A 25,455-nucleotide genomic window follows, 5' to 3' on the forward strand; every position below is an offset into this window, starting at 1 on the left:
TCGGCCGCCGCCGTCGTTGCCGCCGGTGCCGCCGCCGTGGAATCAGCCGCGCCGGCGCGCGTCCAGCGCATCGCGTGCCGTGCGGCACGCGGCCAGATCCCATGCGGCACAGCCGACGGTCTTGAACAGCAGCGGTCCGCTCCGCTCGAATGTGCCGCCCAGGACGTCGGCGAGCGACGCGACCTGTTGCCAGTCGACCTGCGCGACGATCAGGTCGCCGGCCTCGTGGCGCGCGCCGGCCGGGTCGTCGACGACGAGCCGGCTGTGGCGCACGGTGTCGGCGTCGATCTCGGCGGCGTCCGCGGTGAACGCGCCGACGCCGACCACGAGGCGGCCTTCGCGCGCCGCTTCGCGATAGACGGGCGTGCGGCTTGTCGTCAGCGTGACCACGACATCGATCGCATCGGGAATCGCGTCGCCGTCGAGCGGCGCGAGCTGCGGCGCCTGCGCGCGGTGCGCGGCGCAGAACGCGTCCGCGCGGTCGGCGCGTGAGCCGCGCACATGCAGGCGCGCGTCCGGAAAGATCGCCGCGAGCGCTTCCGCGTGATTGGCCGCCTGCTTGCCGGTGCCGATCAGCAGGATGTCGCGCGGCGCGGCGCCGTGCAGCGCCTGGATGCCGAGCGCGGTGATGGCCGCCGTGCGGCGCCCGGTGACGGTCGGGCCGTCGAGCACGAAGCGCATCTCGCCCGTCGTCGCGTCGTACGCGCTCACCTGGCCGAGAATCGTCGGCAGCCCGCGCGCGGCGTTGCCGGGACACACGTTCACGAGCTTGTGGCTCGCGAGGTCGCGCGCGCTCGACGGCATCGACAGCATCACGCCGCCCGCCTGCAGCGGCACGACGAGCCGTTCGGGGCTGACGATTTCGCCTGCCGCGTATTCGGAGACGGTGTGCGTGAGCGTGGCGAGCAGCGCCGGGTAGTCGAGCAGCGCGGCCGTTTCGGCGGCATCGAAAGCGGGAATCCGGGAGAGGGCGGTCATCGTGTCGGTCGGTTGGGTCGGTGAGCGTGGACGACGGGCGCATCGCGCGCTCGCCACGAGATCTGCCGGAAATCGCGACGGCAGACGGTCTGGATCAAATCTATACCAGTTGATGGCCGCCCCGCAATCCGTAAAATCAGGCAGATTGCCGATTTTGGTTCTAATATCCGTCCAGATGGGCCGTCGCACGTGCCGGCCCGGTGCGCTTCGGTATCGTGCGCACCCATTCCCGAACCACGCCCCCGACCTGGCAGGAGCCCCAGATGATGTCCGCGCGTCCCGAATCCCTTGAAGCCGGTTTCCGGCCGCTGCAGATCTACGAGCAGGTCGCCGAGAAGATCCGCGACGAGATCCGCGCGGGGCGCTATGCGGCCGATTCGAGGCTGCCGTCGGAGCGCGAACTCGCGGCGCTGTTCCAGGTCGGCCGGCCGGCGGTGCGCGAGGCGCTCGGCGCATTGCAAAACGAAGGGCTGGTGTTCACGAAGCGCAATTCGGGCACCTACGTCGTGCCGGCGCCGCTCGACGTGCTCGCGCAGCGCGGCGACACGCGAAGCGCGCCGGATGCGGACTTCAGCCCGACGTCGACGCTCGACGTGCGGCTCATCCTCGAGCCCGCGATCGCGCGCCTCGCGGCCGCGCACGGCCGTGCCGATCCCGTCGCCGAAGGCTATCTCGCGCAGATGGAAACCATCACCGATGTCGACGACCCGCGGCAGCGCGCGCTGTGGAACGAGAGCGACCGGCTGTTCCACCGGCAGCTCGCGCTGATGACCGGCGACGCGCTGATCGTGAAGATCGCCGACGAAGTCGCGAAGACGATGGACCAGCCGCTGTGGAAACGGCTGAAGGACGACGGCATCTACGACGCGGGCCGAATCCGGCTCTACGTGTCCGAGCACCGGCTGATCTACGAGGCGATCGTGTCCGGCGACGCCGATGCGGCCGCGTTCTACGTGGAGCAGCACATTCTCCGGGTGCGGCGCGATATCACGCCGAAGTAACACATGTCGCGTCATTCTGGTCTGAAATATGACCAGAATCGTAAATAGTATTTTGAAATTGCTTGCGCCGTGACCATACGTGTCCTACATTGGTTTCACACAAAACCAATCAGGAGACATCATGCGACACCTCATTACCGCGCTGTCGGTGGCCGTTGCCGCCGGCGCGCTGACTTCCGCGCACGCGCAGGAAGTCGTGACGATCGGCCACTCGGCGCCGCTGACCGGCCCGCAGGCCGCGAACGGCAAGGACAATGAAAACGGCGCGCGCCTCGCCGTCGAGGAGCTCAACAAGGCGGGTGTGAAAGTGGCCGGCAAGACGGTCACGTTCAAGCTGGTGTCCGACGACGACCAGGCCGACCCGAAGGCGGGCGTGCAGGTCGCACAGAGCCTGGTCGACAAGGGCGTCGTCGCGGTGCTCGGCCCGTACAACTCGGGCGTCGCGATTCCCGCGTCGCGCGTGTACGCCAATGCCGGCGTGCCGATGTTGCCGGTCGCGTCGAACCCGGCGCTCACGCGCCAGGGCCTCAAGAACATCTTCCGGATCGGCGCGAGCGACGAGCAGCTCGGCGGCACGATGGCGACCTTCGCCGCGAAGACGCTGAACGCGAAGACCGCCGTGGTCATCGACGATCGCACCGCGTACGGGCAGGGCGTGGCCGAGCAGTTCGCGAACGTCGCGAAGGCCAACGGGATCAAGATCGTCGACCAGGAGTACACGAGCTCGTCGGCGACCGATTTCCTCGGCATTCTCACCAAGATCAAGGCCAGCAATCCCGACGTGATCTTCTTCGGCGGCTACGCGGCGCAGGGCGCGCCGATGGCGAAGCAGATGAAGCAGCGCGGCTTGCGCGCGAAGCTGCTCGGCGGCGACGGCATCTGCTCGGCCGACATGGGCAAGGTCGCGGGCGAGGCCGCTTCGATCGTCTATTGCGCGCAGGGCGGCGTCGCGCTCGAGAAAACCCCGGCCGGCCGCGCATTCCTGAAGAAGTACCACGACACCTATCACACGGAGACGCAGGTCTACGGCGTCAACTACTACGACGGCATGAAGCTGCTCGCCGACGCGATGGTCAAGGCCGGCACGACCACCGACAAGGCGAAGCTGATCGCGCAACTGGCGAAATCGAACTACGCGGGTGTCGCGGGCACCTATTCGTTCGACGAACACGGCGACCTGAAGGGCGCGCCGACCACCGTCTACGTGATCCGCAACGGGCTGCCCGAGCCGTACGCGAAGTAACCGCCACCGGACGGCGCCGCGGCGCCGTCCTTCGTCTTCACGCTTTCGATCCTCATGAAAATTTCCCGATCCCTTTCCACCGTCGAAGTCCATACCGGCGGCGAAGCCTTCCGCATCGTCACGAGCGGGCTGCCGCGCCTGCCCGGCGATACGATCGTCCAGCGCCGCGCGTGGCTCAAGGAGAACGCCGACGAAATCCGCCGTGCGCTGATGTTCGAACCGCGCGGCCACGCCGACATGTACGGCGGCTACCTGACCGAACCGGTATCGCCGAATGCGGATTTCGGCGTGATCTTCCTGCACAACGAGGGCTACAGCGACCATTGCGGGCACGGCGTGATCGCGCTGTCGACCGCCGCGGTCGAGCTCGGCTGGGTGCAGCGCACGGTGCCGGAGACGCGCGTCGGCATCGATGCGCCGTGCGGCTTCATCGAGGCGTTCGTGACATGGGACGGCGAACACGCGGGGCCCGTGCGCTTCGTCAACGTGCCGTCGTTCATCTGGCGGCGCGACGTGTCGGTCGACACGCCGTCGTTCGGCACCGTGACCGGCGACATCGCGTACGGCGGCGCGTTCTACTTCTACGTCGACGGTGCGCCGTTCGACCTGCCGGTGCGCGAAGCGGCGGTGGGCAGGCTGATCCGCTTCGGCGCCGAAGTGAAGGCCGCCGCGAACGAGAAGTATCCGGTCGTGCATCCGGAGATTCCGGAAATCAACCATATCTACGGCACGATCATCGCGAATGCGCCGCGCCATCCGGGCTCGACGCAGGCGAACTGCTGCGTGTTCGCGGATCGCGAGGTCGACCGCTCGCCGACCGGCTCCGGCACCGGCGGACGTGTCGCGCAGCTGTACCAGCGCGGCCTGCTCGCGGCCGGCGACACGCTCGTCAACGAGTCGATCGTCGGCACGGTGTTCAAGGGGCGCGTGCTGCGCGAGACGACGGTCGGCGAGATCCCGGCCGTGATCCCGGAAGTGGAGGGCAGCGCGCACATCTGCGGTTTCGCGAACTGGATCGTCGACGAGCGCGATCCGCTGACCTACGGTTTCCTCGTGCGCTGAACGCCGGCGCACGGCATCGGGTTGTACCAGGTTGGCGCGCGGTCCCGCTGCGGGCCGCGCGCCTTTTTTGTGGTGAAACTGCGCGATCGGATGCCATTCGCACGGGCCCGGCACGGCCGCCGGCCGGTGTGTCGCGCGAGTTTTGGTACGATGCTGCCTTTCCAGCCGATCCCCCACCCGCGTGAATCGCCGAAACGTGTCGTCAGTGCGTGACCTCTGTGTCAAATGGGTCGCGCGCGCCCAACCCGTCGCGGCCGCTGCCGCCGTGCCCGTCAAGCGTGTCCTGGCCACCGCCTGGCGCCGTCTCCGTCATCCGACGCGCCGCGGCGTGCTGCTCGCGGCCGCCGCCGTGCCGGTGCTGTTCCTGCTGTACGTGCTGGCGCTGATTCCGTTCACGCCCGGCATCGGCGACATCCGCAAGGCGCGCGTCGACCAGCCCGCGCAGGTGCTGTCCGCCGACGGCAAGCTGCTGGCGGAATTCAAGCCGTCGAACCGCGAATGGGTGCCGCTCAAGCAGATTTCGCCGCACATGGTCGATGCGCTGATCGCGACCGAGGACCACCGCTTCTACGAGCACCACGGCCTCGACTGGAAGCGCACGGCGTCGGCCGCGCTCCATACGTTCTCCGGTAACCGCCAGGGCGGCTCGACGATCACCCAGCAGCTCGCGCGCAACCTGTATCCGGACGAGATCGGCCGCGCGCCGACGCTCACGCGCAAGGTGAAGGAGGCGATCACCGCGCTGAAGATCGAGGCCATCTACAGCAAGCCCCAGATCCTCGAGACCTACCTGAACACGGTGCCGTTCCTGTACAACGCGTACGGCGTCGAGATGGCCGCGCGCACCTATTTCGACAAGTCGGCCGACCAGCTCGACGTGCTCGACAGTGCGACGCTCGTCGGGATGCTGAAGGGCAACAGCTACTACAACCCGGTGCTGAACCCCGAGCGCGCGCTGCAGCGGCGCAATACGGTGCTCGGCCAGATGGTGAAGTACGGCAAGCTGTCGCCGGCGCAGTTCGCGCAGTTGCAGCGCCGGCCGCTGCGCATCGACTTCGAGCGCCAGAAGGAGCCGCCGGGGCCCGCGCCGCATTTCGCCCAGCAGTTGCGCAAATGGCTGATCGGCTGGGCCGACCGCAACGACTACAACATCTACTCGGACGGGCTGATCGTGCGCACCACGATCGATTCGCGGCTGCAGCAGATGGCGACCCAGGCGCTGGCGCAGCAGGCGAACCAGTTGCAGGGGATCGCGAACAACGCGTGGAGCGGCCGCGACGGCTGCGGCACCGACAACGAGGTGTTCCGCACCTTCATGCGCGAGTCGCCCGAGTACAAGGCCGCGCAGGACGCCGGCAAGGACGATGCGGCCGCGATGAAGCAGCTCGCCGCCGATCGGGGCTTCATGCGCGCGCTGTGCAAGGCGAAGACCGACGTGCAGGCCGGCTTCGTCGCGATCGATCCGCGCGACGGGCAGATCCGCGCGTGGGTCGGCAGCCGCGACTTCACGAGCGAGCCGTTCGATCACGTGTCGCAGGCACGGCGCCAGCCGGGTTCGACCTTCAAGCCGTTCGTCTATGGCGTCGCGTTCGCGAACGGGATGAAGCCGGAGGACACGTTCGTCGACCAGGCGGTCGAGATTCCGCTGAAGGGCGGCGAGATCTGGCGGCCGAACGACGACGCGCCGCCGTCCGGCAAGCCGATGACGCTGCGCGACGCGGTCGCGCTGTCGCGCAACCGGATCACCGCGCAGGTGATGGAGAAGGTCGGCCCGGCGGCCGTGGCGCGGCTCGCGCGCGACATGGGCGTGCGCGAGAGCCCGCTCGAGCGCGTGCCGTCGCTTGCGCTCGGCACGAGCCCCGTGACGCTGAAGGAGATGGTCGCGTCGTACGCGACGATCGCGAACGGCGGGCTGTACGTCGAGCCGCAAATGGTCACGCGCATCGAGACCCGCCAGGGCGACGTGCTCGCCGAATACGCGCCGGCGCCGCCCGAGCGCGCGCTCGACGCCGAAACCGACAAGACGCTGCTCGACGTGATGCGCGACGTGGTGACGCGCGGCACCGGCGGCAGCGTCCGCACGCGCTTCGGGATTCGCGGCGACGTGGCCGGCAAGACCGGCACCACGCAGGACAACGCGGACGGCTGGTTCATCCTGATGCAGCCCGGGCTGGTCGCCGGCGCGTGGGTCGGCTTCGACGACGGCCGCGTGACGCTGCGCAGCGACTACTGGGGGCAAGGCGCGCACAGCGCGCTGCCGATCGTCGGCGACTTCTTCCAGCGCGCGCAACGCGCCCGGATCGTCGACACGAAGCTGAAATTCGATACCGAGCCGTCGCCCGGCTGGTTCGCGTCGGCGCGCGAACGGGTGACGGACCTGTTCGCCGGGTGGTTCGGGCCGGAGTCGAAGCAGGCGGCGGCGCCAGTAAGGACGCAGCGTATCGAGCGTCAGCCCGAGGCGGACGCAGACGAGGCGTCGGCCGCGTCCGCCGCGTCGGCGCCCGAGGCGGCATCCGGCGGCATCGTCGAGGAATGGATCCCGGCGTCTGAGGTGGCGGCGTCGGCGGCTGCATTGTCGGCGGGTGCGTCGCAACCGCAGGCCGTGCAGCCGCCGGCGGCGGGGGGCAGCGCGGCGAGTTCGGGCAACACCGCTGGCGGTGGCCTCGGCTCCGCACCGGCCACCGCGCCTTCTGCCGTACCGGCGCCGTCACCGGCACCGGCCCCGGCGCCGGTTTCACCCGACGCTGCCAGCGGTTCGGAGTAACGAGCCGTTCAGAATTCGCGCGATGCTGCCGTAATCACGTTGTCACGACAGCTCGCGCGGTTGCGCCGCGCCTTTCCGATGCGGCCTATCACCGATCACGTCGCGCTCGCGCGCGATGACGTCGCCGCCGGCGTCCCGCTCCGCTTCGATCTCTACGATGCGGGCGGCGCCGCGCTGTTGCCCGCCGGCGCCACGCTGCGCGATCCCGCGCAATATGACTTCCTGTTCGATCACTTCCGGCCCGTTCGCAGGCGCGATGACGCCGGACCCGGTGCGTCCGAGCACGACACCGTGCCGGCGGCCGCGCACATGGGACTGTTGGCCGGCGCCGCGATCGGCATCCGCCGGCGGGTCGGTGCGGCCCGCGTGCTGCAACGCTGCCGGTTGATCGGGGTCGGCGCATCGGGCGTGCTGTTCGTCGAACCGCGGCCGTCGGCCGTGTTCGATTTTGCCCGCGGCGACGACGTCGAGGCGGTCGCGATCGGCCGCTCGGCGGTGTCGCGCTTCGGTGCGACGGTCGAGGCTGTGCAGGCCGCGGGCGGCGCGCCGTTCATGGTGCTGTCGCCGCCGGGCTTCGTCGACCGGTTGCGCACGCGCGCCGAGCCGCGCGTGCCGGTACGGATTGCGGCCTGCTGCACCGGCGGGCCGACGCAGGCCGACGGCATCGGGATCGTTCACGATCTGAGCCTGAACGGATTGTCGATCACGGTCGACCGGCCGCTCGCCGCGGCCGGCGAGCCGTTGCACGTGCAGTTGCCGTACATGGACGGAGACCGTATCGCATTGCTGACGCTCGACGGCACGGTGCGCGCGGTGCACGTCGATCCCGCGACACCGGGCTGGACGCTTCATCACGCTGCGTTCAGCGAAATCGCCGCGGCCGACCGGATTCGCCTCAAGGCATTGCTGTTCGACCTGTCGGTGGAAAGCACCGAGGCCGATCAGGTCCGCTGACGTGCGCTCGCCGTTGCATATCGGGCGGCCGCCGTTCATGGCCCGGTGGATCGGCCGGCCCAGGCGGGGCATGTCACAGCGCGCCGCGGTTTATTGGGTGCGGATGTGACGTTAATCCTCTGATGATTAGACCGAATGCGCGGCAATTGTACGGAATTCGGTCAACAGTGAATTTGCGATTTAAGTATTTACCCTGATAGCCGAGCCGCCTAGACTTTCACTCATGCGCAACGACTACCGAGTCCGAAGCGCCTGACAAAACAATCTGGAGGTAACGCATCATGAAATCGCTGATCAAGGCAGTTGCACTGGCCGCACTGGTGGCCGCACCGATCGTGTCGTTCGCCCAATCGAACCAGCAGCCGCTGACGCGCGCGCAAGTGCGTGCCGAGCTGGTCCAGCTCGAGAAGGCCGGCTACAACCCGAACGACTGGATGAACTATCCGGAAAACATCCAGGCCGCACAGGCGAAGATCGCCGCAGCCCAGAACACCGGTGCGCAGGCTGACGCAACGGGCTACGGCTCGAACCCGGTCGCGACGTCGCAGTCGGGCCAGCGCGTGACGGTGCCGGCCGTCGCCGACCGTTCGTCGGTGTACTTCGGTCACTAAGCCATCCGCAGCGCGGCCTCCGGGCCGCCGGCGAGACCGTATCGAAAAGCCCGCACTCATGTCGAGTGCGGGCTTTTTTTGCGTCCGCGGCACGCGTGGCGCCGGCTGACAATCCGCCGCGCGTGCGCTAGCATCGCGGTCGGCATCGCCACGCCACGGCAGCCGTGGCGGATGGCGTGGCGCCGGCTTGTCCGCGATGCCGCGCGCCGAGGCGCGGCGGCAAGCCCGGCACGAGGTTCCACCAATCAACGAAAACAAACAGGAGCATCCATGCGTGTCTTGACCGGTCTGCTGTGCGCGCTCGCGCTGACGGCTAACCTTGCCCATGCGCAGTCGAATTGTGCGGACGTGACGGATCAGGCGGCGATGACGGCGTGTGCCGATCGCGCGTACAAGAAATCCGACGCGGAGCTGAATCGCACCTACCAGGCTATTACCGCGCGCCTGCGCGATGCGAAGCCGCTCGCCGAGAAACTCGTGAATGGGCAGCGCGCGTGGATCGCCTACCGCGATGCCGAATGCAACTTCTCCAGCGCGAACGCCGAAGGCGGCAGCGCATATTCGATGGTCGTGTCGACCTGCCTCGACGATCTGACCAAGATCCGCAACGAGACGCTGAAGGGGTATCTGTCCTGCGAGGAGGGCGATCTTGCGTGCCCGGTGCCGGCGAAGTAAAAGCCGCGCGGCGTCCGGCCGGCCCGCACGTCGCGCGGCCGGCGCAAGCCCGTGGTTAGCGTGAACAGGCGCTAGACGTCGTCCGTTTCGTCGAGCAGCTTGTGCCGCATCGCATAGCGGACCAGCGCCGCTTCGTGCGGCATCTGCATCTTTTCGAGGATCCGGGTCTTGTAGGTGCTGACCGTCTTCGCGCTCACGCACAGCGCCTGCGCGATCTCGGTCAGCGTCTGTCCGGCGGCGATCCGGCGGAACACGTCGAATTCGCGATCGGACAACCGCTGGTGCGGCAGCGTCTCGGCCGGCTCGTTCAGGCTCTGCGCGAACTGCTCGGCCATCGCGAGGCTCACATAGACGCCGCCCGACGCAACCTTGGTCACCGCGCCGACCAGTTCGGCGCTCGCGCTTTCCTTGGTCAGATAGCCCGATGCCCCGGCACGGAACGCGCGCACCGCGTATTGCTGTTCCGCGTGCATGGTCAGCACGAGCACGCGCAGCACGGGCTTCTCGTCCTTGATCTGCTTGATCAGCTCGACGCCGTTGCGGCCCGGCATCGACAGGTCGAGCACCAGCACCTGCGCGGGCGTCGAACGAACCAGCGCGATCGTCGACGGGCCGTCGCACGCTTCGCCGGCCACCTCGAATCCGGTGGCGTTCTGGAGGATGTGCCGCAGACCGTCGCGCACGAGCGTATGGTCGTCGGCGATGAGCACCTTGATCATGTGAGGGTGGTTTCCTGTTGAACTGTGCCGAGCGGGAAGGCGACGGTGATCGAGAAGCCGCGCGCGAGCGCGGTGTCGATCGTCACGTTGCCGCCCAGCATGTGTGCGCGTTCGCGAATGCCGATCAGCCCGAACGATTTGTCCTCGTGGGCGCTGCCGCCCGGTGCCGCGCCGCGGCCGTTGTCCGCGACACGCAGTACGCAGAAGCCTTCCTCGATGTCGAGCCGCAGCGCGACGCGTGTCGCATCCGCGTGGCGCGCGACGTTCGTCAGCGCTTCCTGGACGATCCGGAACAGCGTGGTCGCTCCCGCGCTGGTGAACGTGAGCCCGCCCGTTTCGATGTGGCGTTCGACGTCGATGCCGTAGCGGTTCGTGAAGTCGTTCGCCAGCCACTCGATCGCGGGCACGAGGCCGAGATCGTCGAGCATCACCGGGCGCAGGTCGGCTGCGATGCGCCGCACCGACGCGACGGTCGCGTCGATCAGACGGCGCATGCCCTGCAGGTGCGACAGCACGTCGTCGTCGGGTTGCGCACGGCCCGGCGCGCGCAATTGCTGCTCGATCACCGACAGGTCCATCTTCAGCGCGGTCAGTTGCTGGCCGAGATCGTCGTGCAGTTCGCGCGCGATGCGGGTCTTTTCCTCTTCGCGTACGTTCTGCAGGTTCGCCGAGAGTTCGCGCAGTTCCTCGCGCGACTGCTTCAGCGCATTCTCGGCGCGTTGCCGCTCGGTGATGTCGCGCAGCATCACCGTATAGAGCTTGCCCGACGCATCGCGGATCTGCGAGATCGACGCCTCGATCGGGAATTCCTCGCCGTTGCCGCGCAGCCCGAACAGCACGCGCTGGCGGCCCATTTGCCGCTCGGACACACCGGTCACGCCGAACTGATCGACGTGCTTCGCATGCGCGGCGCGAAACCGCTCGGGGATGAAGCGCGACAGCGGCGCGCCGATCGCCTCCATCGCCGACACGCCGAATACCTGTTCGGCCATCGGGTTGAAGATCACGACCGTCTGCTTCTCGTCGATCGTGATGATCGCTTCCATCGACGAACGGATGATGCCCATCATCCGCGCCTCGTTGAGGATGCCGCGGCTGCTGGCGCCGGTGTCGGCCGTACCGGCGCGGCCGCGCAGCAGTGCATGGATCAGTGCCGCGAACGCAAACGACGCGATCAGCCCGGCGGCGAGCACCGTGCCCGCCGCGCGCTGCGCGCCGGTCGCGCTCGGGCGGCCGTCCGCGGAATAGGCGAGCGTCAGCACGGTGCCGCCGAAATTCAGCTGGTCGGTGCGGCGCATCAGGTCGGGCGACGCGGAGGCTTCGTCGGTCGTCGTCTCCGCACTCGCGATCGGATGCGGATCGTCGCCGGCGCTCATCCGCAGGTCGAGCCCGCGTTCCGCGTCGAGCGCGCGCTCAACCACGCGATTCGGGCTGAGTTCCGCGAACAGCACGCCGCCTGCGCCCGTGTCATGGGCGCCGGCTGGCGTGACGGGCGTGCGCGATGAAGCCGTCGCCGGTACGAACAGCATGAGGATGCGGGTATCGCGGGACGTATCGTCGTCGGCCGGATGGATGCCGAGCGCGACATTGCCGGTCCGCAGCGCGCGTGCCAGCGGCGCCTGATCCGGTGCGCCGAAGCGCGCGCCGACCACGCTCGACGGCGGCGCGCTAAGCGTCGCGACCGCGAACGGGCCGGCCGGCATCGGCGCGTCGCCGGCGAGCGCGCTGCGCATCGCGGGCGACAGCGGCGCATAGCCGAGCTGCCGGACCGGCGAACGCCCGCTGTCGAGATCGAGCGTGTCGGCATACCGGCGCCATTGCTCGGGTGTCATCTGCGGCGCGAGCAGGAACGCGCCGCGCGCGCTTTCGAGCACGGCGGCGCCGGCTTGCAACTCGTGGCGCAGCATCGCCGTCACGTGCGTCGTGCGGCGTTCGAAACGCGTATGCACGGCGCCTTGCCACTGCTCGCGCACCAGCAGCGCGACGCCGAGCGACAGCGCCGCGCCGGCGAACAGCGCAGCGACGCCAGCCGCGAGCGGCTGGCGTAACATGGTTTGAAAGCGCGTGGGCCCTCGGGCGTCACGCGACGGGGTGCCACTGGCGGTCATTCGATCGGCCATTCTGGTGTCGGGGCCGCCCGTGGCGCTCGAGCGGTGCGGCAATAGCGGGAAAAACTCGCACCGGCCGCGTGCGACGTCTATTTTCAAGATGAAATTGTGCGCGTTTTATACGTTTTTTGTAATAGGGTCAGCTAAAAACGCGGTAGCCGGGCGGAGCGGCGGACGTTCCGGCGGCGTTTGACGCGCGTCAACGGGCGCGTCGGCATGTGGGGGCAGACTGTTCGGCAGACGAGCCGGCATCGGGCCGGCTCGCGGTGACGGGCGCGTCGTTGCGCGATGCGCGGCGCGTGCCCGGTCGGAGGGCGGACCATGTACAAGCGGATTTTCGTCGGGCTCGACGGCGGCCCGAGTGCGCGTCTCGCGCTGAACGAGGCGATCCGGATTGCGGTGGCATCCGGTGGCGAGGTGACGTGCGCGTATGTCGTCGAGCATCGGCCGCAACTCGTCGACGTCGACGCGGGTTTTGCGGCCGAACGCGACCGCGACGCGGCGGCGACCGCTGCGGCGACGCCCGTGCTCGACGACGCGAGAGCGGCGCTCGCGCAGCAGCATGTGCCGGGCACCGTGCGCGCGCTCGACGCGTACGGCGAGGACATCGCCACGGTGCTGATGCGCACGGCGGCCGAGACCGGTGCCGATCTGATCGTGATGGGGACGAGCGGGCGGCACGGTTTGCGCCGGCTGCTGCTCGGGAGTGTCGCGGAATCGCTGCTGCGCTCGGCCGACCGGCCGGTGCTGCTGGTGCGGCACGACGAGCCGGCCGCGGTGGCCACCGCGCGATGACGGTGGTGCGGCGCCGAGGCGCTGACGCGCGAGCGGCGGCGGGCAGGGGGCTGCCGCGCGGATGACGGCGTGAGGGCGTGACCGTGTTGTCGGTCGCGCGTCCGGCACATCGATCAACGGGCCGTGCATGCGCGGCCACACGGGGCGTGATCGCATCGCCCCGGTTGCATCGTGACCGGCACTTCTGGCAGCATCGACCGGTGTCCGCTTCATCGTCGCGCGGGTTCCTCGCGCGATCCCGTCGCCGCGTGCATGGCCGCGGCGATCGACGCAGCGGCACGCGACGGTGCGGGAGATTGCATGTGCGATCGGCCGCGCGGTGCGTCGCGTGCCCGGTTTCCTCCATTACCCACGTCATCCGCCATGCCGATTTCCGCCGCCGACCTGATTCACCAGTTCGATCTTCAGCCGCATCCCGAGGGCGGCTATTTCCGGGAAACCTACCGCGCGTCCGATACCGTCGTGCGTCCTGCCGACGGCGCGCCGCGCGCGGCGTCGACCGCGATCTACTACCTGTTGTGCGACGGCGCGTATTCGTCGTGGCACCGGATCCGTTCCGACGAGGTCTGGCATTTCTACGCGGGCGATCCGCTCGAAGTGTGGGTGCTCGACGAGCATGACGGCCTGACGATCCATCGGCTCGGCAACCCGCTCACGCATCCGGGCACCGTGTTCCAGGCCGTCGTGCCGGCCGGACGCTGGTTCGGCGCGCGCTGCGCGTCGCCGGAGCACGTGGCGCTCGTCGGCTGCACGGTCGCGCCGGGGTTCGAGTTCGCGGAATTCGAGCTCGCGGACGCGACGGCACTGGCCGCCGCGTTTCCCGAATACGCGGAATACGTCGCGGGGCTCGCGCAGCGCCCTGACGCGTGAGCGTGCCGGCTGCCGCCGACGGCAGCCGTTCCGCGCGGTCCCGGCCAAACCCGTTTAGAATGCAACGTGGTGCAGGATCGGCCGCGGACCTGCCGCAGCGATCGCTGCCAGCCGTATCGACGGCCGCCTCCGTCGCACGGTCCGCATGTTTTCCAGGAGCGCCGCCGTGTGGCACTTTCCCATTGCGATTCCCTCGTCGCTCGGCCCGTGGGCCGTGTTCGCGAGCGTACTGATCACGCAGCTCGGCGTGCCGGTGCCGGCCGTGCCGATGCTGATTCTCGGCGGTACGATGGCGGCGATGGGGCAGGCGTCCTGGACGAGCATGTTCGTGGCGGCGATCGGCGCGACGATGCTCGCCGATTCATTGTGGTTCTTCATGGGCCGCACGCGCGGGCGGCGTTTGCTGAACGGGCTCGTGCGCTTCTCGCTGTCGCTCGACACGACGTTGCGCTTCGCGCGTAATGTATTCGAAAGATACGGCGCGCCGCTGCTCGTTCTCTCCAAATTCCTGCCGGGCCTCGGCCTCGTGTCGGCGCCGCTGCTCGGCACGACCGCGATCGGCGTCGGCGTGTTCCTGTTCTGGGATCTGGCCGGCGCGTCGTTGTGGGCCGCGTTCTGGCTCATCGGCGGCGCGGCCGTGCATGACCAGATCGTCCAGTTCGTGCTGTGGGTGCGCGCGAGCGGCGGCACGATTCTCGACGCGTTCCTCGCGATCTTCATCACGTTCCTGCTGTACCGCTGGGTGCGTCGCGTGCAATTCCGCCGCTACCTCGCGCAGGTGCGCATCTCGCCGCCGCAGCTCGTCGAGATGATGACGTCGAGCGAACCGCCGCTGATCTTCGATGCGCGGCCGCGCGCGATTCGCGAACGGGAGCCGTACCGGATCGCCGGTGCGGTGCCGGTCGATCTCGATTCGCCGGACCTGCTCGATCCGGAGCTGCTGAAGCGGCCGATCGTCGTGTATTGCGTGTGCCCGAACGAGGCGACCGCGAAGCGTCTGATCGCGAAGATGCAGCGCAAGAAAATGCTCCACAACATCAGGGCGCTGAAGGGCGGCCTCGATGCGTGGGAGAAGCACGGTTATCCGGTCGAGCCGATGCCGGCCGATGCCGATGCGTCGCGGTATTTCGTGCGGCCGGCCCACGCCGCCCCGCTCGAGGGCGAATATACGGTGCGGGCGACGTTGTCGAAATGAATCGTGCGCGCGATGCCGCGCACGTTCCGATTCCGCCACCGGTTTCGCGCTTCTCGTTCGCGCGAAAATCGGCTGGCGCGAAACCTCTGATCCCGTAAGCGAACCAGCGAAAATCCGCCGCGCCGCGCGCCGTCCACGCGCACGCGGCGTATCTCGGCCCGCACGCGTATTGATCCCGATCATGCACGCGCCGGCCGGACGTCATATGCTGTCTGAATCGCTTGTCCGCGCTTCGCGTGGCCATCCACCGATCCCCGCGACCGCGCCGGCCGTCCGCCACGCCGCGTGCCGCTGCCCGCGCGAAGCTCCGGTCGTCGTCCGCGACGACGCGTCCGCAAGGAGGCCTTCGCCATGCAAACCACCCCGACCATCCCGCCGCTCGCGCGGATCGCGCTGGCCGTCGATCTGACGCCCGAGTCGCTGTCCGCCGCGCGCTATACGCGAACGCTGCTGCGTCCCGGCATGCAGGTGCGCATCGTCTGCGCGATCGACAATCCGCGCCTCGTGCTGCCCGACATCCCGCGCGTCGACGCGCTGCTGACATCGGCGCGCGAGGAGATGATGCACGAAGCGCAGGCGACGCTCGAACGGATCGGCGCACTGTTCGCCGGCAGCGGCGTGGTCATCGAGCAGGTGATCCTCGATACGTCGGTCACGGGCGGTACGGTGGCCGATGCACTCGCGAAGGACACGTCGGGATGGCATGCCGACGTGCTCGTGGTCGGCGCGAATCCGCACCACGGCCTGCTGCGGCTCGTCGAAGGCGCGATGTCCGACACGTTGGCCGCGCGCGCACGCTGCGCGCTGCTGATCGTGCCGGCCGACTATGCGCGGCCGGCGGACGGCCCGCTGCAGCGCCTGATGTTCGCGGTCGACGGCAGCGAGCCGTCGCTGCACGCGGTGCGCGTCGGGCTCGGCTTCGCGGCGCCGACGACGCTGCTGTACGCGGCCTATGTCGTCGATCGCGCGGTTCGTCTGACGGATCTCGTGCCGGTGCGCGCGCTCGAGGACGCGTATCGCGCGGAAGGCGAGGATGCGCTGGCGCGGATCGGCCCGCTGTTCCATGCCATGGGGAATCCGACCAAGCGCGGCGTCGTCGAAACCCGTCCGACCAGCGACGACGTCGCCCATGCGCTGATGCGCGACGCGGTGCACTGGCGTGCGGAATTGCTGGTGGTCGGCACGCACGGCCGGCGCGGCATCGCCGCCTGGCTGATCGGCAGCGTCGCGCGCCGGGTCGCGCATCTCGCGCAAGTGCCGGTGCTGCTCGTGCGCGGCGACGCGTGAAGAGCGCGATGCGATGGATGCGAAGCGGGCTTTCGTTGACCTGCATCAGAAACGTCGTGCGCGTCGCGTGAGACAGTGACACAGCGTCCGGCATGGCGGACCGGCTGTCGTCCGTATGTGATGTTGCGATTCGACGCGTCGAGTCCGAGCCGTGCGAACGCACGCATGTCCGAGGCCGTTGCGATCAACCGATTTCCGGAGCCGTGCCACGCATCGCGTGGCGCGTGAGCCGATCCAGAACTCTCCGGCACGAGGGTAGGCAGCCGACGGCTGCCTTGGAACGACGGACGGGGTGTATCACCCCGTCCGCTTCCTGGCCCCGTGCAGACTACTTTCCTCGCAGGTATTGTCTTCGTCGATGTCGCCGGGTGGAACGGCGCGTGGTGGCACGCGATCGCGCGACGGCGGATCGGTGTGAAGGGCGGTATGCGCTGTCGCGCGCGCTCGGCGCGCAGCGCTCGCTGCCGGATGGGTGTCGCAGTCGCCGCAGCCATCGCGCGGCCCCGTGCCGCGCCTGCTGCGTTCAGGTTCTCACACGTAGCACGGCGTTCGCTGGTCATGCCCGCGGCTGCTCATGCGGCATACGCAGCCGCCGCGACGCACGCCATGCAGACGTCCTCGTCCGCCCGGTGCGTGATTGCGCAACCGCGGCCAGCCGGGTCGCGCCTTGCGGCGCGGCTCCGCAACGACCGGTGCGTCGGCGCCGGCCCGCGCGCGCAGGGCAGCGGCGAACCGCTGCAGCGCGAGCACCGACCCCGCGACGCTCTGATATTTCTCGCGGCCGATCTGCCCGTCGAGCGTCACGAGCAAGCCCGCTTCGCGCGCGAGCGCGAGCAGCGCGTCGAGATCCTCGGGCGGCCGGATACCGGCCGGCGCAGCGGGCTCGGACAGCGTGCGCCGCCGTCCGTCCCGGGCCTTGAAGTTGCGATGTCTCATGGTTGGTCTCCTGCGCCGGACCCCGCGTGCCGGCTCAACGGCCGGCTGAGCGATGACCGGATATGAACGTATCGTTCATGAGATCAGTATCCGTCACCGATACTGCGCTGCCAATCGGCGCGCGCTGAAGTCGCTGTCAGACATTACGTGCGGCGTATCGGAATCCGCTGACAAGCTGGACCGGCGTTCGGCCGCCGCGGCGCGCTCCGCGGGCCGGACCCGCCATGTGCGGCGCGGCGATGCGGTGCATAAAAACAGACGAATCGCGGCCGGAACACGTCGCTTGACGCAGGATTTCGACCGGTCTAAGTTGCTCAGTGCATCGGCGTCGCGCGACGGTTCATGTCTGCGCGAGCGGCGATGCCGCGCCTCGGGGTGGCGTGGCAACCCTTCCAGTCGTTCGCGGGCCATGCGCACCGCGAATCCCGCGCGCGGGCCGATCCAGCAACCGATCGGCGCGGCGGCACGCAAGGTGCCGTTGATCGTGCGCAAACACGCTTCGGCGCATCGTACGCCGGGCGGCCGTCCAGTCTTTAATCTTCCGGTAGTGTCTTTTTTTCCTTTCGTTCCTCGACCGTCAGGAGCCCGTCGATGTCACAACAGGACAACATGCTTGAAGCCTTGAAAGCCGTCGCCGAACAGCGCGAGATCGGCGACGACCAGTTGCGCACGATGCTCGACGACGAAGTGCGTGCGTTGTCGTCCGATGCCCGCGTGCACGACTACATTCACGTCTTCGCGATTCGCCACCTGCGCGAACGGATGCGCAGACAGGACGAACTCGAGCGCGACACGTCGCCCGGTACGCAGCACAAGGAGCCGGACACGAGTGCCGATCGCCGTCTGTGACGGACGCTGGCCGCGATCCACGCCACCAGCGCTCCGGGGCCGCGGCCGGCCTTCGACCGGCGCACGCGCCTCCCGCAGCGGAAACCGCCGCCCGCGGGCCCGCAACACGCTTGCGCGCTGGCGGCGCCTTTCTTCATATGTTTCATTGAATTGCCACAACGGCCTCAAGTAAGCGGCGCGGATGCCGTTTACCCGGTGAATTCGTCCACCGGGCGTTCCCGCTCCCTTACCGAGTCGTTGCCATGTTCTCGTCCATCCGGACCCGCATTCTTGCCGCGTGCGTCGCCATCGTCGTCTTCGCGCTCGTCGCCACCACGCTGATCAACTATTTCATCGCGCACTCGTACAACGAAGACGCGATCGACCGCAACCTGACCTCCGTCGCGAGCGGCCATGTGGTCGGCATCGGCGACTGGGTCGCGACCAAGAGCCGGATGATCGCGTCGCTGCAGGACGCCGCGCTGTCGCCGGATCCGTTGCCGGTGTTCAAGCAGATGGCCGCGGCCGGCGGCTTCACGAACGTGTACGCGGGCTACGCGGACAAGGTGTTCCATTTCTCCGACCCGACCGGCATCCCGCCCGACTACGATCCGACCGGCCGCCCGTGGTACAAGCAGGCCGCGCAGGCCGGCAAGCCGGTCGTCACGCCGCCGTACGTCGACGCGGGCACCGGCAACCTGGTCGTCACGTTCGCGGTGCCGATCCTGCGCGACGGCGCGCTGAAGGGCGTCGTCGCAGCCGACGTCGCGATGGACAGCGTGATCGCGAACGTGAAGTCGATCCACCCGACGCCCGCGAGCTTCGGCATGCTGATCGACAGCAACGGCCACGTGGTCGCCCATCCCGACGCGAAGCTCACGCTGAAGCCGGTCGCCGACGTGTCGGCCGACCTCGGCGGCATGAGCGCCGCGTCGCTGGCCGCGGCCACCGCGCCGGTCGAAGTGCACGTGGGCGGCGACGCGAAGCTGGTGCGCGCGCAGGCCGTGCCGGGCACCGACTGGTATGCGCTGGTGCTGCTCGACAAATCGGAAGCGACGGCCGGGATGCGCTCGCTGCTGACCGCGTCGCTGATCACGCTGGTCGTGATCGTCGGCGTCGCGTCGCTGATCATCGGCGCGATCACCACGACCGCGTTCCGCCGCCTGTCGCAGGTGCGTCAGGCGATGGCGTCGATCGGCTCGGGCACGGGCGACCTGACGCAGCGCCTGCCGGCCGAAGGCAGCGACGAGGTGGCCGATATCGCGCGCTCGTTCAACAGCTTCGTCGACAAGCTGAACGACGTGATGCGGCAGATCCGCGACGCGAGCGAATCGGTGCGCACGGCCGCGAACGAAATCGCCGCGGGCAACCAGGATCTGTCGTCGCGCACCGAATCGGCGGCGGCGAGCCTCGAGGAAACGGCCGCGTCGATGGAAGAGATCACCGCGACGGTCGGTCAGTCGGCGGCGGCTGCCGGCCAGGCCGACGAACGCGCGGCCGCGGCATCGCGGATCGCGTCGCACGGGGGCGTGGTCGTGTCGGACGTGGTGGCGACGATGGGGAAGATCGAGGAAGCGTCGGGCCGGATCGGCGACATCATCGGCGTGATCGACGGCATCGCGTTCCAGACCAACATCCTCGCGCTGAACGCGGCCGTGGAAGCGGCGCGCGCCGGCGAGCAGGGCCGCGGTTTCGCGGTCGTCGCGCAGGAAGTGCGCAGCCTCGCGCAACGCAGCGCGCAAGCCGCACGCGAGGTGAAGGTGCTGGTCGAGTCGACCGTGGCGAGCGTGTCGGCCGGGTCGGGGCAGGTGCGTCAGGCCGGCGACACGATGCGCGAGATCGTGTCGAACGTCACCAACGTGACGACGATCATCTCCGAGATCACGCATGCGGCGAACGAGCAGACGCGCGGCATCCAGGAAGTGAACCGCGCGGTCACGCAGCTCGACGAAATGGTGCAGCAGAACGCGGCGCTCGTCGAACAGTCGACCGCGGCCGCGACCGCGCTGCAGACGCAGGCGAACGCGCTCGCGACGACGGTCGGGCAGTTCAAGGTCGCATGACCCGGGCCGGGTGACGCAGGTCGAGCCGCCCGCGCGCCACGCGCGCGGCGACGCTCAGGCGGGGCCGCCGTCGCGCATCAGCGCAAGCCGGTTGTAGAGCGTCTTCAGGCTGATGCCGAGCGCTTTCGCCGCTTGCGGCTTGTTGCCGTCGAAGTGGTCCAGCGTCGCCGCGATGAAGCGCTGCTGCGTGTGGTGAAGCGTGGCGCCGAGCGGCAGCGCCATTGCGTCGTCCGACGTTTGGTCGGGCAGCATGGTCGGCTTCGGCAGCGCGACGTCGATGCCGTCGTCCGCGAGGATGTACGCGCGCTCGATCGTGTTGTGCAGCTCGCGCACGTTGCCGGGCCACGAATACGCGCGCAGCGCGGCGATCGCGGCATCGGTCAGCCGCTTGTGCGAGCGGTGCCGTTCGTTGAGCGCTTCGACGAACTCCTGCGCGATCGTCTCGACGTCGCCGTTGCGCTGGCGCAGCGGCGGCACATACAGCGCGAACGCGGCGAGCCGGTAGAACAGATCCTCGCGCAGCCGGCCGTCTCGCACGGCTTCGGCCGGATTGTGGCGGGTCGCCGACACGATGCGCACGTCAAGCGGAATCGCCTCGGTGCCGCCAACGCGCACGATCGTGTTCGATTCGAGCGCCCGCAGCAGCTTCACCTGCAGCGCCGCGGGCATTTCCGCGATCTCGTCGAGGAGCAGCGTGCCGCCGCACGCGGCTTCGAAGAATCCCTCGCGCTGCGCGATCGCGCCGGTGAAACTCCCTTTCTCGTGGCCGAACAATTGCGCTTCGGCGATGTCGGCCGGAATCGCGCCGCAGTTGACGGGCACGAACGGCCCGTCGCGGCGCGCGCTCAGGTCGTGCAGCCGGCGCGCGACGATATCCTTGCCGACCCCGCTTTCACCGGCAATCATGACGCTGGCGCGGGTCGGCGCGATTTTCTCGATACGGCCGAGCAGCGTGCGCATCGCCGCGGAGCGGCCGGACAGCTGGCGTGCGTCGGCGCGTTGCTTCGGACGGTTTGCGGTTTCAGCCATAGGCGTGAGCGGGCCGTTTTGAAAATCGGCACCGCGCGTTTTCCTCGTTGCAATATTTATCATCGACAGCGGAACGGCCCAAAAGGTGCCGCGACATAGAAATTTCCAATGTCCGGTGCGATACCCGAAGAAATGTGCGATCGCCGCATCGCGATGCCGGTATGTGGCTGCCACGCACGCGAGCGATGCCTTTTTACACCCGCCGAATGAAAAATCGAAAGGCACTTGCAAGCGCGCGTTCGGCGTCAGCCAACGCGGCGGCGGCCGCGCGACAGGGCAGCCACGCATCAACGCGGTCACGCGGCGATGGCGCGGCACGTTGCAACTGGGCACGCGTGTTGCTGCGCCACGTAGCTCGCCCGGCACGCGTGACGGATGCCGACCGCCGAGGCGGCATGCCGTCGAGCGACGGTTGCCGGGGCGATGCAGGGAAACGATGAGGACCTTTACCCGTGAGCTGTTTCGGCAGGGCATATGGGTCGTGCTGGCCGTCGGGGTGGCGGCCGTGCTGCAGGCGTGGGCGATTCACGTCGTCGGCATGCACGAACCGTTCGCGCCGCTGCCTTTCTATGCCGGTGTCGCGGCTGCAGCCTGGCTGACGTCGTTCGCCGGCGGCGTGGCCGCGTGCGCCGTGAGCATCGCCGTGATAGGCGGCTTGTGGTGGCGCGATGCGCCGCTGCCCGACCTGCTCTCCCAAGCGGGCGCTTTCGTCGCGATCAGCTTCGTCGAGTGCGTGCTCGTGACGGCCGTCAAGCCGCTGCTCGCCAACGATCGGCTGCGCGGTGCCGAGGATGCGGAAGACGACGCGCGCATGCCGCGCCGCGAACCTGAACCGGTATCCCCGGCGCGCGCGCCCGACGACAGCCTGCTGCGCCGCGTGGTCGATGCATCGCCCGACGCGATCGTCGGCGTCGATGTTGCCAGGCGGATCACGAGCTGGAACCCCGCCGCGCGGCGCCTCTTCGGCATCGACTCGGCGGCGGCGATCGGGCACGACGTCACGATGCTGATCGCGCCGCGCTGGCTGCGATTGCATCCGGTGCCCGCATCGTTCACGAACGCGAACGCGGGCACGCCGGCCGGCCCGCTCGACGTGCTGTGCCTGCGGCGCGACGGCGGCCGCTTTCGCGCGACCTTCACGGCGTCGCCGATCGTCGACGCGCAAGGCAATTGCACCGGCTTGTCGATGACGCTGCGCGAGGCGCGCGAACGCCGTCGCTGCGAGCAGCGCGACCTGCGCACGTTGCGCGGCGCGCGCGACGCGCGCATGCAGGCCGACGAGTCGAACCGGCTGAAGGACGAGCTGCTGGCCACCGTGTCGCATGAACTGCGCACCCCGTTGAACGTGATCTACGGCTGGGTCGAGGTGCTACGCAGCGGCGAGGGGCAGGGCTTCGCGCATCAGGCGATCGACGCGATCGATCGCAGCGCGCGGTCGCTGTCGCGGATGGTCGGCGACCTGCTCGACGCATCCTCGCTCGCGACGGGCCGCGTGCGCCTCGAACGCACGCCGGTCGACCTCGTGCGCATCGTGCAGGAGTCGGTGCGCGAACTCGGCGAGACCGCGGAGGCGAATGGCCTCGAGCTGTCGACGGAGTGCGCGATGCCCAGCTGCGTGATCGCCGCGGACGGCGAGCGACTGCGCCAGTTGCTGGCGAACCTGCTGTCGAATGCGATCAAGTTCACGCCGCCGGGCGGCCGCATCAAGGTGTCGTTGAACCCGGCCGGCGCGCGCGTGCGGCTGTCGGTCGCCGATACGGGGCAGGGCATTTCCGCGGAACGCCTGCCGCACCTGTTCGATACGTTCAGCCGGCCGGAAGGCGCGCCTGCGTTGCCGAAACGCGGCCTCGGGCTTGGCCTGTCGATCGTGCGCAACATCGTGCGGCTGCACGGCGGCGAGGTCTCGGCGGCGAGCGAAGGCGCCGGACGCGGCACGACCGTGACCGTCATGCTGCCGGCGGACCTCGGTGCCGGCGATCCGACCAGCCACCCGATACGGCCGAGCGGTGCGTCGACGGCGGTCGCGCTCGACGGCCGGCGGGTGCTGGTGGTCGACGACGATGCGACGTCGCGCGCCAGCCTCGCGGCAGCGCTCGAAACGCTTGGCGCCCAGGTGTCGACCGCGCAATCGGGACACGACGCGCTCGACGTGGTGGCGCAGCAGCACCCGAGCGTCGTGCTGTCCGATCTCGCGATGCCGGACGGCGACGGCTTCTGGCTGCTCGACCACATTCGCCATTTGCCGGACGGCGGCGGGCGCCTGCCCGTCGTCGCGGTGACCGCGCATGCGGGCACGGCGGACCGGAGCCGCGTGATGGCCGCCGGCTTCGATGCGTATCTGTGCAAGCCGGTCGACGTGCCGACGCTGGCCAGCGTGATCGTCGACGTATCGCCGACCGACGCGGCGGGGGGAACCGGGCGGCGCCACTGAGCGCGTCGAAGGTGCATGGAGCGAGGGTGCGTGGACCGATTTCCTCACGTCCGCACATCGTCGCGCATGACGGACGGACCGCAGCGTTCGGCCAGACCGATCCGTCGACGGATCCGGAGGTCCGGATGAAAGTGAACGACAGTAACCCGCACCAATTTGCCGTGCTTGCCGGCACCGCGTGCATGCTGGTATCGGCCATGCTCGTGGTGCTCGGCGCGCCGGCATTCCTGCCGGCGCATGCGCAGGCGCCGTCAGCATCGTCCATTCATGTCGCGCCGGGCGTCATTCGTCCCGGCGAGACCGCCGACGAGGCGGACATGACGCGGCGGCCGAGCGGCATCGACGCCGAATTCGTCGACAAGGCCGGCATCATCGGCAAGACGGAGTCGCAGGCGAGCGAACTCGCGCTCGATCGGTCGTCGAATCCGCACGTGAAGGCCTTTGCGCGGCGGATGATCGACGATCACGACCGCCTGGCCACGCGGTTGCGCCGCCTCGGCGCGCAAAAGGGGGTGCCCGTGCAGGCGCGCATGGTCGTCGATCCCGAGTTGACGGCGCTGCGAACCCTGAACGGCAGCGCATTCGACAAGAGTTATATCGCGCTGGTGGGGCCGAGCGCGCACGAGGCCGCGATCAGGCTCTACGAAGCCGAAGCGCGCAACGGGCGCGACCCGCAGCTTCGCGCATTCGCGGCAAGCGCGCTGCCGATGCTGAAGGCGCATCTGAGCGCCGCGCGCGCGCTCGAGAATTCGATCGCGGCCGCGCACTGATCCGCACGGCCGTCCCGCCGCGCGTCGGTCAGTGCCGCGTGTCGCTTTCCGGGCCGCCCGGCGACGCCTCGTAAGGCGGCGCGTCGAGCGCTGTTTCGCCTTCTTCGATCAGCCAGTACGGCGACGCACCGTAGTACGTGTGCAGCGCCTCGGCCCAGGCCGGATCGGCCATCGCCGGCCAGCGGTCCTTCTCGAAGCCCGGGGCTTCGCGCACGCGCTCGGTCGATACGGGCAGCACGAAGCAGTGACGCTCGGCATCGAGCGTCAGCACGTTCCACGGCACCGCGAGCAGCTTGTCGCCGATCCCGAGAAAGCCGCCCGACGACACGACCGCGTAGGCGATCCGGCCGGAGCGGACGTCGAGCATGATGTTCGTGACCTTGCCGATGTCGTCGCCGTCGATCGTCAGGACGTGATCGCCCTGCAGCGTGCCGGCAGCCATCACGTCCGGTCCCGGCCCGCCGGCCGAACGGCCGCTGTCGCCGACGATGCGCGCCTGCATGGGCGACGGTCTGTCCGTTGTCATCGCTTTTCTCCTGGTCGAAGCGGCGCGGCGCAGTGGCTCGCGGCCGCGCAGGTAAGGGTCGGCCGCTTCAGCGGCGGCGCGGCAGGGACACGTCCTCGAGCGTATTGGCCAGCTCGTCGCGTGCCGGGCCGCCCGCCCGCGTCGCGATGTCGCCCAGCGATACGATGCCGACGATCTGGTGCTTGGCATCGAGCACCGGCATCCGGTGCAGTTGCAAGTCGGCCATCCGTTGCTGGACATCGCCGACGCCGTCGTCCTCGACACACCACTGCACGGGCGCGGATGCGACGGCCTTCACCGGGGTGTCGGGCGAATGCCCGTGCGACAGTGCGCGCACCGCGAGGTCGCGGTCCGTCACAACCGCGACGAGCTCGTTGCCGTCGCAGACCGGCAGCACGCCGATGTCGAAGCGCTGCATCAACTGGGCCGCATGGCGAATCGTGTCGGTCGGCGCGACGCACACCACGTCGCGCGACATGATCTCATTGACGCGATACATGAACGCCTCCTTCGTGAGCGAGACGAAACGGGAGCAGAATGCGTGCCGCGTTCAATCGACACACGTGAGGCCTGCGCGGCCGGGCCACGGAGAAATTTGCCAGTCGGCTTG

General features: G+C 69.0%; 23 protein-coding genes. 15 read left to right on the forward strand and 8 right to left on the reverse strand.

The window, feature by feature from the left end; translation table 11 throughout:
- Window positions 1–42 precede the first annotated feature (42 nt).
- The gene (gene lhpI / locus F3J14_RS16220; protein ID WP_166723869.1) at window positions 43–978 is read right to left on the reverse strand and encodes a bifunctional Delta(1)-pyrroline-2-carboxylate/Delta(1)-piperideine-2-carboxylate reductase; all 936 of its coding nucleotides are present in this window, start codon (window positions 976–978) and stop codon (window positions 43–45) included.
- A gap of 263 nt (window positions 979–1,241) precedes the next feature.
- Here lhpI and F3J14_RS16225 point away from each other — a divergent pair, with 263 nt between their 5' ends.
- The 7 genes from F3J14_RS16225 to F3J14_RS16255 all read left to right on the forward strand — a co-directional run bounded on the left by F3J14_RS16225 (window position 1,242) and on the right by F3J14_RS16255 (window position 9,288).
- Window positions 1,242–1,979, forward strand: coding sequence for a GntR family transcriptional regulator (locus tag F3J14_RS16225; protein WP_105831017.1), 738 nt, complete (start codon window positions 1,242–1,244; stop codon window positions 1,977–1,979).
- A 121-nt stretch (window positions 1,980–2,100) separates the two neighbouring features.
- Complete coding sequence (locus F3J14_RS16230) at window positions 2,101–3,222, forward strand: branched-chain amino acid ABC transporter substrate-binding protein (RefSeq protein ID WP_166723870.1); 1,122 nt, start codon at window positions 2,101–2,103, stop codon at window positions 3,220–3,222.
- 54 nt (window positions 3,223–3,276) lie between these two features.
- A complete protein-coding gene (lhpH, locus tag F3J14_RS16235) occupies window positions 3,277–4,284 on the forward strand; it encodes a trans-3-hydroxy-L-proline dehydratase (protein ID WP_166723871.1) in 1,008 nt (335 codons plus the stop codon).
- A 196-nt stretch (window positions 4,285–4,480) separates the two neighbouring features.
- Window positions 4,481–7,048 (forward strand): transglycosylase domain-containing protein, encoded by a 2,568-nt coding sequence (locus tag F3J14_RS16240; protein WP_166723872.1) that lies wholly within the window; start codon window positions 4,481–4,483, stop codon window positions 7,046–7,048.
- 78 nt (window positions 7,049–7,126) lie between these two features.
- Window positions 7,127–8,002 carry a PilZ domain-containing protein gene (locus F3J14_RS16245; RefSeq protein WP_166723873.1) on the forward strand — a complete coding sequence of 292 codons (876 nt, stop codon included), beginning with the start codon at window positions 7,127–7,129 and terminating at the stop codon, window positions 8,000–8,002.
- 281 nt (window positions 8,003–8,283) lie between these two features.
- Window positions 8,284–8,613 (forward strand): DUF4148 domain-containing protein, encoded by a 330-nt coding sequence (locus tag F3J14_RS16250; protein WP_006755661.1) that lies wholly within the window; start codon window positions 8,284–8,286, stop codon window positions 8,611–8,613.
- Window positions 8,614–8,883: 270 nt separating this feature from the next.
- Complete coding sequence (locus F3J14_RS16255; protein WP_006755660.1) at window positions 8,884–9,288, forward strand: lysozyme inhibitor LprI family protein; 405 nt, start codon at window positions 8,884–8,886, stop codon at window positions 9,286–9,288.
- A gap of 71 nt (window positions 9,289–9,359) precedes the next feature.
- Here the strand turns inward: F3J14_RS16255 and F3J14_RS16260 are convergent, their stop codons facing one another.
- Both F3J14_RS16260 and F3J14_RS16265 read right to left on the reverse strand, forming a co-directional pair.
- Window positions 9,360–10,007: a response regulator transcription factor gene (locus F3J14_RS16260; RefSeq protein ID WP_166723874.1), complete on the reverse strand. Its 648-nt coding sequence runs from the start codon at window positions 10,005–10,007 to the stop codon at window positions 9,360–9,362.
- Complete coding sequence (locus F3J14_RS16265) at window positions 10,004–12,115, reverse strand: PAS domain S-box protein (RefSeq protein WP_166723899.1); 2,112 nt, start codon at window positions 12,113–12,115, stop codon at window positions 10,004–10,006. The genes F3J14_RS16260 and F3J14_RS16265 overlap by 4 nt, the downstream gene beginning before the upstream one ends.
- A 321-nt stretch (window positions 12,116–12,436) precedes the next feature.
- Here F3J14_RS16265 and F3J14_RS16270 point away from each other — a divergent pair, with 321 nt between their 5' ends.
- The 4 genes from F3J14_RS16270 (at window position 12,437) to F3J14_RS16285 (ending at window position 16,262) form a co-directional block, all read left to right on the forward strand.
- Window positions 12,437–12,910, forward strand: a complete 474-nt coding sequence (locus F3J14_RS16270; protein WP_166723875.1) for a universal stress protein — start codon at window positions 12,437–12,439, stop codon at window positions 12,908–12,910.
- A gap of 363 nt (window positions 12,911–13,273) precedes the next feature.
- Window positions 13,274–13,780 (forward strand): cupin domain-containing protein, encoded by a 507-nt coding sequence (locus F3J14_RS16275; RefSeq protein WP_166723876.1) that lies wholly within the window; start codon window positions 13,274–13,276, stop codon window positions 13,778–13,780.
- 166 nt (window positions 13,781–13,946) lie between these two features.
- Window positions 13,947–14,975, forward strand: coding sequence for a DedA family protein/thiosulfate sulfurtransferase GlpE (locus F3J14_RS16280; protein WP_166723877.1), 1,029 nt, complete (start codon window positions 13,947–13,949; stop codon window positions 14,973–14,975).
- 351 nt (window positions 14,976–15,326) lie between these two features.
- Window positions 15,327–16,262 (forward strand): universal stress protein, encoded by a 936-nt coding sequence (locus F3J14_RS16285; RefSeq protein ID WP_166723878.1) that lies wholly within the window; start codon window positions 15,327–15,329, stop codon window positions 16,260–16,262.
- Between the two features lie 531 nt (window positions 16,263–16,793).
- Here F3J14_RS16285 and F3J14_RS16290 read toward each other — a convergent pair.
- Together F3J14_RS16290 and F3J14_RS16295 are read right to left on the reverse strand one after the other, a co-directional pair.
- On the reverse strand, window positions 16,794–17,198 hold the full coding sequence (locus F3J14_RS16290) for a hypothetical protein (RefSeq protein ID WP_166723879.1): 405 nt from the start codon (window positions 17,196–17,198) through the stop codon (window positions 16,794–16,796).
- Between the two features lie 93 nt (window positions 17,199–17,291).
- The gene (locus F3J14_RS16295; RefSeq protein ID WP_166723880.1) at window positions 17,292–17,690 is read right to left on the reverse strand and encodes a hypothetical protein; all 399 of its coding nucleotides are present in this window, start codon (window positions 17,688–17,690) and stop codon (window positions 17,292–17,294) included.
- Between the two features lie 99 nt (window positions 17,691–17,789).
- On the opposite strand from F3J14_RS16295, the gene F3J14_RS16300 reads away from it, so the two are divergent.
- Window positions 17,790–18,047, forward strand: a complete 258-nt coding sequence (locus F3J14_RS16300; protein WP_166723881.1) for a DUF3562 domain-containing protein — start codon at window positions 17,790–17,792, stop codon at window positions 18,045–18,047.
- 242 nt (window positions 18,048–18,289) lie between these two features.
- Entirely contained in the window at window positions 18,290–20,089 is a 1,800-nt protein-coding gene (locus F3J14_RS16305) for a methyl-accepting chemotaxis protein (protein WP_166723882.1), read from the forward strand.
- A gap of 54 nt (window positions 20,090–20,143) precedes the next feature.
- On the opposite strand, the gene F3J14_RS16310 is transcribed toward F3J14_RS16305, so the two are convergent.
- Window positions 20,144–21,181 carry a sigma-54 dependent transcriptional regulator gene (locus F3J14_RS16310; protein WP_166723883.1) on the reverse strand — a complete coding sequence of 346 codons (1,038 nt, stop codon included), beginning with the start codon at window positions 21,179–21,181 and terminating at the stop codon, window positions 20,144–20,146.
- Window positions 21,182–21,554: 373 nt separating this feature from the next.
- Here F3J14_RS16310 and F3J14_RS16315 point away from each other — a divergent pair, with 373 nt between their 5' ends.
- Both F3J14_RS16315 and F3J14_RS16320 read left to right on the forward strand, forming a co-directional pair.
- Window positions 21,555–23,549 (forward strand): ATP-binding protein, encoded by a 1,995-nt coding sequence (locus F3J14_RS16315; protein ID WP_166723884.1) that lies wholly within the window; start codon window positions 21,555–21,557, stop codon window positions 23,547–23,549.
- Window positions 23,550–23,674: 125 nt separating this feature from the next.
- Window positions 23,675–24,319, forward strand: coding sequence for a DUF4142 domain-containing protein (locus tag F3J14_RS16320; RefSeq protein WP_166723885.1), 645 nt, complete (start codon window positions 23,675–23,677; stop codon window positions 24,317–24,319).
- A gap of 28 nt (window positions 24,320–24,347) precedes the next feature.
- Here F3J14_RS16320 and F3J14_RS16325 read toward each other — a convergent pair whose 3' ends face one another.
- Complete coding sequence (locus F3J14_RS16325; protein ID WP_166723886.1) at window positions 24,348–24,845, reverse strand: PRC-barrel domain-containing protein; 498 nt, start codon at window positions 24,843–24,845, stop codon at window positions 24,348–24,350.
- A gap of 67 nt (window positions 24,846–24,912) precedes the next feature.
- Window positions 24,913–25,344: a CBS domain-containing protein gene (locus F3J14_RS16330; RefSeq protein WP_105785220.1), complete on the reverse strand. Its 432-nt coding sequence runs from the start codon at window positions 25,342–25,344 to the stop codon at window positions 24,913–24,915.
- Window positions 25,345–25,455 lie beyond the last annotated feature (111 nt).

The sequence above is a fragment of the Burkholderia sp. Tr-862 genome, assembly GCF_011753085.1.
Taxonomy (GTDB): domain Bacteria; phylum Pseudomonadota; class Gammaproteobacteria; order Burkholderiales; family Burkholderiaceae; genus Burkholderia; species Burkholderia ambifaria.